Source organism: Amycolatopsis sp. NPDC049253, from assembly GCF_040678995.1.
Lineage (GTDB): Bacteria > Actinomycetota > Actinomycetes > Mycobacteriales > Pseudonocardiaceae > Amycolatopsis.
In genome coordinates this window covers 70,129-78,595 of the sequence record NZ_JBFAQX010000038.1, presented here as the reverse complement: position 1 = coordinate 78,595, position 8,467 = coordinate 70,129, and the positions used below count along the sequence as shown (strand labels likewise).

The following is an 8,467-nucleotide window of genomic DNA, read 5'->3' as shown; positions in this document are numbered from 1 at the left end:
CGCCTCGGCGAGGTCCTGCTCGCAGCGAGCCGGGGCCGCGCTCACCCTGCCGAAGGTGAAGTTGAGCAGCCACACGTCGCCGGCGGTGTCGACGATGAAGTTCTCGGGCCTCAGGTCGTGGTGGGCGATCCGGGCCGCGGCGAGGATCGCGACCTGCCTCCAGATGCCGTCCAGCACCGACTCGCCGATGTCGGCGGAACCCATTTCCGTCAAGCGGCGGCCCTCGACCTGCCGGCGCACCAGCAGCGGCGAGCCGTGCTCCGTTTCGCAGACCGAAACGACCGGCGGCGTCCGTACTCCGGCGCGGTCGGCGAACAGCGTTACGAACGCTTCGTGCTCGGCCTCGTGGTAGGTGGTCGAGAGCGGAGGATCGTCTTCGACGTCGAGGGAGACCAGCAGCCGCCTGAGCCGGTACCACGTTCCCGCACGGCGGTGCAGTCGCCGCACGATCTCCACTCGCAGCCGATCGCCCGGCGAGGTGTCCACCGTGAACTGCAGCGGCCCCCACGTGTTCTTCTTGACCGGGAGCACCCGGATCGGGTTCAACCCGGCCACGTCCAGTGCGTGGTGCACCGCTTCCGCCGACGTTCGGCGACCAGGCGCCCCCAGCACCAGGTGGACGATCGTGCCGACGCCCCAGCCGAGGAACACCCCGGCGAAGGCCCCGAGCGGGAGATGACCGCCGAGGTACACGTCGGCCGCGGCGACCAGGATCGCCACCGCCCAGGCCAGGTCGCGGAACTTGACGGTGAGGTACGGGGCGGCGACCGTGGCCATCGCCGCCGCGACCGCCGCGGGTGAGGACGGGAAGGCGAACCCGGCGGCACCGGGAAGGCGGATCGCCGGGTCGGCGAACAACTCCGCGGGAACGGGCCGGTACCCGATGAACCAGTGCAGGATCCGCGCCGACCCCCAGGCCAGGGTTCCGGCCGTCGCGAGGTACACCCCGAGCCGTATTCGCTTGAAGTACAACGCCAATGCGGACGCGGCGGCGATGCCGAGCCAGCTCCCGATCGCCGCCAGCACCCGCCACACCCAGAGGGATGCGGCCGGGATCTTCCCGAACTGCTGGTAGATCACGACCTCGACCGGATTGACGGCCGGGTTCCTCGCCACGAGCGAACACAAGGTGACCACGGCGGCCGCGATCGCCAGCGAGATCACGTCACCGGGTCTCCGTCCGATCGAGAGCGAAATCCGGCGACGGCCGCTCGCGGCTGCGGGAATCTCGTTGTTGCCCTTCACTGCTGCCTCGGACTCATCGGGGTCGCACGGTCGACCACCCCAGCGTCCGCCCGACCCGCGACCAGGACAACCCGGGAGGAGAAGCGCCCGCGAGGTCGGCGAGTTTACGATCATGCGGCCGGGGTACCCGAGGGGCGCGCCCCCGGACTTCGGGCTCCGGTATCCCGTTGTGCGAAGGGGGCGCGCCCATGTCCGACGAGGCAACGACACCACACGAACCGTCTGTCGTCGAAAGGGCCGCGCCGGTCTTCGTCGAGGCAGCCGACGCGGGCCTCCTCAGCGCCGCCCGACCCCGGTCGAGGGGCGAGGACGACCTCGCCGTGCGAATGGTGAACCTGGCCTACCGGGTCACCGTGAGCACGGGGTGCTCCCGCCGTACGCGCGCACGGGTCTGGCGGAGCGTGTCGACGGTGGTGGCCTCCCGCTCAGCGGCGGGGGCACCGAACGAGGACGAGCGGATCCGCGGGCTGGTCCTGGCCGCGGTGCACGGGGAACTCGCGGCGGGGACCGCGCGGGACCGGCTGCTCGCGGCGTTGGAGGAGGCGCTCCTCCTGGACGAGGTGGCGTTGCTGCCGCCACGGCAATGCTTCACGCTGTGGTCCGCCGCGGTCGAGCGCCGGTCCGTCGCGGAAGTCGCCGCGCTGGCGGGCTGGACGCCGGCGCAGGTCGCCCTGTTGCTGCGGGCGGCGTTGCGGACCGTCGCGCGATCCGGGTACGGGCAGGCCCTCGCCGAGGGCACGATCTGATGGCGATCCCGTTCCCGGGCACCGCCGCGCCGGGCGGGCAGCTCGACCACCACCTCGCCGAGGGCTACGACGTCGAGCGCGCCGCTGAGGGATGGGTGCTGCTGCGCCGCGGATCCGCACGCGTGGCGGTCACCGTCCGAACCGAGGAACGGGGAAGCTGCTCGGCCTGGGCCGGAACTTCTCGCCCGATCGCCCACGACGGCCGGTGAGCGGTGCTTCACGACCGGCCAGCCACGCAGGGGCGGCGGGCCTCAGCAGCCGGCCGCGACCTGGTTGAGCTGGTCGCCGACCGTCTTTCCCAGCTCGTCCCAGCTGTCGGTGAACTTGCGCACCCCTTCTCGCTCCAGCGTGGCGACGACGTCGTGGTAGTCGATGCCGAGCCGGGCGAGCTCGTCGAACACGTCCGTGGCCGCGGCGTAGGTGTCCTGCACCCGGGTGGCGGGCACGGCGCCGTGGTCGGCGAACGCTGCGAGCGTGCTGCCGGGCATGGTGTTCACAGTGCCCGGGATGACGAGTTCGGACACGTACACGGTGTCGGGGTAGTCCGGGTTCTTCACCCCGGTGGAGGCCCACAACGGCCGCTGTAGCCACGCCCCGGTGCCGGAGAGCCGGTCCCAGCGGGCGCTCGCGGAGACCTCTTCGTGAATCCGGTTGGCCAGCCGCGCGTTGGCGAGAGCCGCCTTGCCTTTCACGGCCTGGGCGCGAGCGGTGCCGATGGTGTCGAGGAGGGCGTCGACCCGGGTGTCGACGCGAGAGACGAAGAACGACGCGACGGAGTGGATCGCGGTGAGGTCGCGTCCCTCCAGGTCGGCCTTCTCGAGGCCGGTGAGGTACGCGTCGAGCACTTCGCGGTAGCGGTCGAGGGAAAAGACGAGGGTCACGTTGACGCTGATGCCGTCGCCGATAACCGCGGTGATCGCGGCGAGGCCCTCGGCGGTGGCGGGGATCTTGATGAGCAAGTTCGGTTCGGCGACCGCGGCCCACAGCTCACGCGCGCGGTCCACCGTGGCGGAGGCGTCGTGGGCGAGGCCGGGATCGACTTCGAGCGACACTCGGCCGTCGACGCCGTCCGTGCGGTCGTAGACGGGTCGCAGGACCTGGCACGCGGCGCGGACGTCGTCGGTCGTGAGGGCGAAGACGATGTCCTCGACGCTGCTGCCGGCCTCGGCCAGCTTGCGCAGCTGCGGCTCGTAGCGGTCGCCGTGTGCCAGAGCGGAGGCGAAGATCGTCGGGTTCGTGGTGATCCCGACGACGTGCTTGTCCGCGATCAACGCCGCCAGGTCGCCGCTCTCGAGCAGCTCACGGGAAAGGTCGTCGAGCCAGATGGACACGCCGGCTGCGGACAGCTCGGCGAGTGGGTCGTTGTGGTGCGTGGTCATGAAAACCTCCGTAAGCGGGGATGGCGGGGCGGTTCGTCAGGCGGGGCGGTCGCCGGTGCCGCCGGTGGTGGGAGCCGACGCTTGCTGCACGCCGCCGGGGCGAGGCTCGGCGGCCGCGTCGCGCAGGCTGTCGTGCGCGGCGGCCGCGACGGCGGCCGGGGTGATCCCGAACTCGTCGTAGAGCCGCCGGTAGTCGGCGGACGCGCCGAAGTGCTCCAGCGACACGATCCGCCCCGCGTCGCCCACCACGTCGCGCCAGCCCTGGGCGACCGCGGCCTCGACACTCACCCGCGCCCGCACCGAAGGCGGCAGCACTTCGTCCTGATAGGACAGATCCTGCGCGCTGAACCACTCGCGGCAAGGCATCGACACCACCCGGGCCGAAACGCCGTCGTGGACGAGCAGGTCGCGGGCGTCGAGGGCGATCTGGACCTCCGAACCGGTGGCGACCAGGAGCACATCCGGGGTGGGGCCGCCGGCGAGGACGTACCCGCCGCGGGCGGCGCCTTCGGCCGCGGCCAGTTCGCCGATGCGGTCGAGCACCGGAACGTTCTGGCGTGTCAGCGCCAGCCCGGCGGGCCGGTCCCGGTTCTCCAGGATCCGCCGCCAGCACACCACCGTCTCGTTCGCGTCGCCCGGGCGCACCACGTCCAGGCCCGGGATCGCGCGCAGCGCGGCGAGGTGCTCCACGGGCTGGTGCGTCGGGCCGTCTTCGCCCAGGCCGATCGAGTCGTGGGTCCACACGTGGGTGACGGGCAGCTGCATCAGCGCCGCCAGGCGGATCGCAGGCCGCTGGTAGTCGCTGAAGACCAGGAACGTGCCGCCGTAGGGCCGGGTCAGGCTCTGCAGCGCGATGCCGTTGAGGATCGCGGCCATGGCGTGCTCGCGGATCCCGAAGTGCAGCGTGCGGCCGAAGGGACCGCCCTGCCACTGCGCGGTCTGCTTGCCCTCCGGGACGAACGACGGCTCGTCCTCCATCGTGGTGTTGTTGCTGCCGGCCAGGTCCGCCGAGCCGCCCCACAGTTCGGGCAGCACCGGGGCGAGGGCGGTGAGGATCTGCCCCGACGCCTTCCGCGTGGCCATTCCCTTGCTGTCCGCCGGGAACGTGGGCAGCGCGTCGGTCCAGCGGCCGGGCAGCTCCTGGTTCCGCAGCCGGTCCAGCAACGCGGCGCGGTCCGGGTTGCCGGTGCGCCAGCGTGTGTAGCCGTGGTTCCAGCGTTCGTGGGCGGCGCGGCCGCGAACGCCGACTTCGCGGGCGTGCGCGAGCACCTCGTCCTCCACCGCGAAGCTCCGCTCCGGGTCGAAGCCCAGCAGCGTCTTGGTGGCGGCGACCTCGTCGGTACCGAGGGCCGAACCGTGTGCGGCGCCGGTGTTCTGCTTGGTGGGCGCGGGCCAGCCGATGACAGTGCGCAGCACGATGAGTGACGGCCTGCCCGTGTCCGCCTTGGCCGCCTCGACGGCGGCGAGAACCGCGTCCACGTCCTCGACGGACCGGCCTGAGCGGGTCCAGTCGACGGATTGGACGTGCCAGCCGTAGGCGGCGTAGCGGGCCGCGACGTCCTCGCTGAAGGAGATGTCGGTGTCGTCCTCGATCGAGATGTGGTTCGTCGTAGAAGGCCACCAGGTTCCCGAGTTCCTGGTGCCCGGCCAGCGAGCCGGCCTCGGCGGTGATGCCCTCCATCAGGTCGCCGTCGGAGGCGATGACGTAGACGTGGTGGTCGAACGGGCTCTCGCCGTCGGCGGCGTCCGGGTCGAGCAGCCCGCTCCCGCCGGGCGGCCATCGCCATGCCCACGGCACTCGCGAAGCCCTGCCCGAGCGGGCCGGTGGTGATCTCCACGCCGCGGGTGTGGCGGTGCTCCAGGTGCCCGCAGGTAGAGCTGCAGGTACAGCGTCAGGCTCGAGTGGCCGCAGGACAGCACGAACCGGTCCCGGCCGAGCCCCTGGTCATCGGCCGGGTCGTGCCGCATCACGTGCTGGAACAGCAAGTACGCCAGTGGTGCCAGGCTCATCGCGGTGCCAGGGTGGCCGCTGCCGGCTCGCTGGACCGCGTCGGCGGCCAGCACTCGGATCGTGTCCACCGCGCGGACGTCGGTGCCGGTCCAACCGGCTTCCGCCGCGACGGGCGGGGCCAGCGACGGATCGCGGACGGGGGTGATGGCCGAACGTGTCATGGGGTGCGGTTCTTCCTGGGTCGGGGGACCGGGCGCCGTGCGGTCCGGATGTCTGCGGTGATCCCGTCGGTCGGCCGGGGGCCGGAGCCCGCCGGCTTCCGTTCCAGGCGCACGCCGGTGTCCGGCGCGCGCTCTTGCGATGTCATGACGAGACCTCTCGTGCGGCCGGGCGGGGTGACCGCAACGGTGTGCTCACCTCGTGCAGGTGGGCGAGGACGTAGCGGTACGACCGCAACAACCCGCATTCGGCGTAGTCGATGCCGCGGGACGCGCAGAACGTCCGCACGAGCGGCTGGGCCCGGGGGAGGTTGGGCCGCGGCATCGTCGGGAACAGGTGGTGCTCGATCTGGTAGTTCAGACCGCCGAGCAGCCCGTCGACCCAGCGGCTGCCGCGCACGTTGCGGCTGGTGAGCACCTGCCGGGCCACGAACCCGGGTGTGGCCGAGCCGGAGTAGGTCGGCATTCCCTTGTGCCCCGGCGCGAACGAGCATCCCATGTAGACACCCCACAGACCCTGGTGCACGGCGATGAACGCGATCGCGACCGGCGGCGACAGCACGAGGAACACCGCGGTCAGGTAGCACGCGAGGGACACCAGCTGGATGGACGCTTCACTGCGCCGGCGCGGCATGGCCGGGTCCCGGACGGCCTTGACGGCGGCCCAGTGCAGGCTCAGGCCTTCCAGCAGCAGGAGCGGGAAGAAGAGCACCGCCTGGTTGCGCGCGGTCCAGCGGACCAGGCCGTGGCGGTCGCGCGACTGGTCGCGGGTGAAGGCCAGCAAAGGGATGTCGAGGTCGGGGTCGGATTCCTCGTGGTTGGGGTGGGCGTGGTGTCTCGTGTGCTTGCCGGTCCACCACTGGTAGCTGATACCGATGACCCCGCCGAGCACCCGGCCCAGCCGGTCGTTGGCCGCACGGCTGCGGAAGATCTGCTGGTGCCCGGCGTCGTGGCCGAGGAAGGCGAGCTGCGTGGACATCACGGCGAAGAACACCGCGGTAGCGAGCTGCCACCAGCTGTCCCCGATGAGCGCGAAGGCGGCGCAGCCGGCCGCGAAGGCCAGAAAAGTGAGGCCGATCTTGACGGCGTAGTAGCCCCTGCGGCGCTTCAGCAGTCCGGCGGCGCGGATCTCGCGGGAGAGCTCGACGTAGTCGCGGTCTCCCGTGTCGCGGGAGGTGAGCGGTGAAAGGGCAGCGGCGGAGGCCGTGTCGGTGCGCGGCGGCATAGGTGTCCTTCCCGGACGGACGAGGTCGCCAGGTCCGGGGCGGCCGTGGTGGCTCTCGCACCGGATAACCGCGATCCGAGTCGGCCAAACACGCGTCCCGACGTGGTGCATCGGCGACCGCGACGGCCGCGCGTCCACCGCGAACACGGCTAGGCTCAGGGGGTCGGTGGGAGAGCCGAGACGGGAGTGGCCGTGATGGACGATCGGCGGCAGCAGCTGTACCGGCTGCTCGCCGAGGACGGCCGGGAGCAGTCGGGCCCGCGCATCGAGCGGGTCTGCGACGTGTGCGTGGGAACGCTCGACGTGTCCGGCGCCGGTGCGACGGTGCTCGGCAACGGCAACGGCAACGGCAACGGCAACGGCAACGGAGCGGGTGCCGGGCGACACCGAGGCCTGGTGCACGCCAGCGACACCGTGAGCGCCGGGCTGGACGACTTGCAGTTCACCGTCGGCGAGGGGCCGTGCCTGGACGCCTACGCCACCGGCGGCCCGATCCTGGTCCCCGATCTGCTCGCCGAGAGCGCGCGATGGCCCGCGTTCGGCCCGGCCGCGGCCAGGCTCGGTGTCGCGGCGGTTTTCTCCTTCCCGCTGCAGGTGGGGGTTGTCCGCCTCGGTTCGCTCGACCTCTACCGCGACCAAGCGGGTCCGTTGTCGCCGAGCCGGCTGGCCGACGCCCTCCTGCTGGCCGACGTGGCCACCGAGGTGGTCGTCGGCCATCTCGACGGGCACGCCGTCAGCGATCTGTCCTGGCTGGCCGACTCCCACGTCGAGATCCACCAGGCGGTGGGGATGGTGAAGGTCCAGCTCGGCGTCACCGCCGACGCGGCCCTGCTGCGGTTGCGCGGGCACGCGTTCGCCGAGGGGGCGACACTGAGCCACGTTGCCCGCCAGGTCGTGGCCCGCACGCTGCGGTTCACCGACGAGGAAAAGCCCGCATGATGACCGGCGCAGAAAGGCGTGTTGCATGAGCGCGACCCCAGACCAGCGGCTGGCCCGCACCTTCGTTGCCCTGGCCGACACCCTCGTCGTCGGCTTCGACGTGCTGGATTTCCTCGCCGCGCTTGCCGAACGCAGTGTCGAGCTGCTCGAGGTGGACGCGGCGGGTGTGATCCTTTCCGATCAACGTGGAGGCTGGCGGCCCGCCGCCGGCTCGTCCGAGCGGGCGGACCTGGTCGAGCTGTTCGCCGTGCAGGCCCGGCAAGGCCCGTGCTTCGACTGTGTCGCCGAGGGGCGGCCGGTCCGCAGCGGCGACCTCGCCACCGAAGCCGCGCTGCGGCGCTGGCCGCAGTTCGCCCCGGCGGCTCTCGACGCCGGCTTCCGCGCGGCCTCCGCCGTGCCGATGCGGCTTCGGGAGCAGACCGTCGGCGCGTTGACCCTGCTGAAGCAAGCACCGGTCGACCCCGACGACAACACCATCGCGATCGGCCAGGCGCTGGCCGACGTGGCCACGATCGGGATCCTGCACAACCGGGCCGCCTCACGCGCGGAGCTGCTGGCCGAAGAGCTCGAAGCCACGCTGCGGCGGCGCGCCGTGATCGAGCAGGCCAAGGGGGTGCTGGCCGAACACGGCGGCATCGACATGCAAGAGGCCTTCACCGCGCTGCGCCGCTACGCCCACGCTCAGGGACGCGGGCTGTCCGAAGTCGCACATGACCTCGCCGAGGGCACCGTCAGTCCCGCCGACGTGTTCGCCCGCGGCTAGG

Annotated in this window: 7 protein-coding genes and 1 pseudogene; 4 read left to right on the top strand and 4 right to left on the bottom strand. The window is 71.9% G+C overall.

The annotated features are described in order from the left end of the window. A partial coding sequence (locus tag AB0K15_RS43265) for a phosphatase PAP2 family protein (protein WP_364065504.1) occupies window positions 1–1,164 on the bottom strand: 1,164 nt, incomplete at its 3' end. 269 nt (window positions 1,165–1,433) lie between these two features. On the opposite strand from AB0K15_RS43265, the gene AB0K15_RS43260 reads away from it, so the two are divergent. Further along, a complete protein-coding gene (locus AB0K15_RS43260) occupies window positions 1,434–1,991 on the top strand; it encodes a hypothetical protein (protein WP_364065501.1) in 558 nt (185 codons plus the stop codon). Then, a complete protein-coding gene (locus AB0K15_RS43255; protein ID WP_364065498.1) occupies window positions 1,991–2,200 on the top strand; it encodes a hypothetical protein in 210 nt (69 codons plus the stop codon). Before AB0K15_RS43260 ends, AB0K15_RS43255 begins: the two co-directional genes overlap by 1 nt. 42 nt (window positions 2,201–2,242) lie before the next feature. Here AB0K15_RS43255 and tal read toward each other — a convergent pair whose 3' ends face one another. From tal to AB0K15_RS43240, 3 genes and pseudogenes are all read right to left on the bottom strand, one after another. Further along, entirely contained in the window at window positions 2,243–3,370 is a 1,128-nt protein-coding gene (gene tal, locus AB0K15_RS43250; RefSeq protein ID WP_364065495.1) for a transaldolase, read from the bottom strand. Between the two features lie 117 nt (window positions 3,371–3,487). After that, window positions 3,488–5,542, bottom strand: a pseudogene (locus tag AB0K15_RS43245) (transketolase); the annotation flags it as partial. A gap of 142 nt (window positions 5,543–5,684) precedes the next feature. After that, entirely contained in the window at window positions 5,685–6,764 is a 1,080-nt protein-coding gene (locus AB0K15_RS43240; protein ID WP_364065492.1) for an acyl-CoA desaturase, read from the bottom strand. A gap of 195 nt (window positions 6,765–6,959) precedes the next feature. Between AB0K15_RS43240 and AB0K15_RS43235 the strand changes: the two genes are divergently transcribed. Together AB0K15_RS43235 and AB0K15_RS43230 are read left to right on the top strand one after the other, a co-directional pair. Next, window positions 6,960–7,703, top strand: coding sequence for a GAF and ANTAR domain-containing protein (locus tag AB0K15_RS43235; RefSeq protein ID WP_364065489.1), 744 nt, complete (start codon window positions 6,960–6,962; stop codon window positions 7,701–7,703). 25 nt (window positions 7,704–7,728) lie between these two features. Further along, window positions 7,729–8,466, top strand: a complete 738-nt coding sequence (locus AB0K15_RS43230; RefSeq protein ID WP_364065486.1) for a GAF and ANTAR domain-containing protein — start codon at window positions 7,729–7,731, stop codon at window positions 8,464–8,466. Window position 8,467 lies beyond the last annotated feature (1 nt).

Coding starts and splice junctions, on each gene's coding strand:
- AB0K15_RS43260 (WP_364065501.1), top strand. CDS start 1,434: ATGTCCGACGAGGCAACGACACCACACGAACCGTCTGTCGTCGAAAGG.
- AB0K15_RS43255 (WP_364065498.1), top strand. CDS start 1,991: ATGGCGATCCCGTTCCCGGGCACCGCCGCGCCGGGCGGGCAGCTCGAC.
- tal (WP_364065495.1), bottom strand. CDS start 3,370: ATGACCACGCACCACAACGACCCACTCGCCGAGCTGTCCGCAGCCGGC.
- AB0K15_RS43240 (WP_364065492.1), bottom strand. CDS start 6,764: ATGCCGCCGCGCACCGACACGGCCTCCGCCGCTGCCCTTTCACCGCTC.
- AB0K15_RS43235 (WP_364065489.1), top strand. CDS start 6,960: ATGGACGATCGGCGGCAGCAGCTGTACCGGCTGCTCGCCGAGGACGGC.
- AB0K15_RS43230 (WP_364065486.1), top strand. CDS start 7,729: ATGAGCGCGACCCCAGACCAGCGGCTGGCCCGCACCTTCGTTGCCCTG.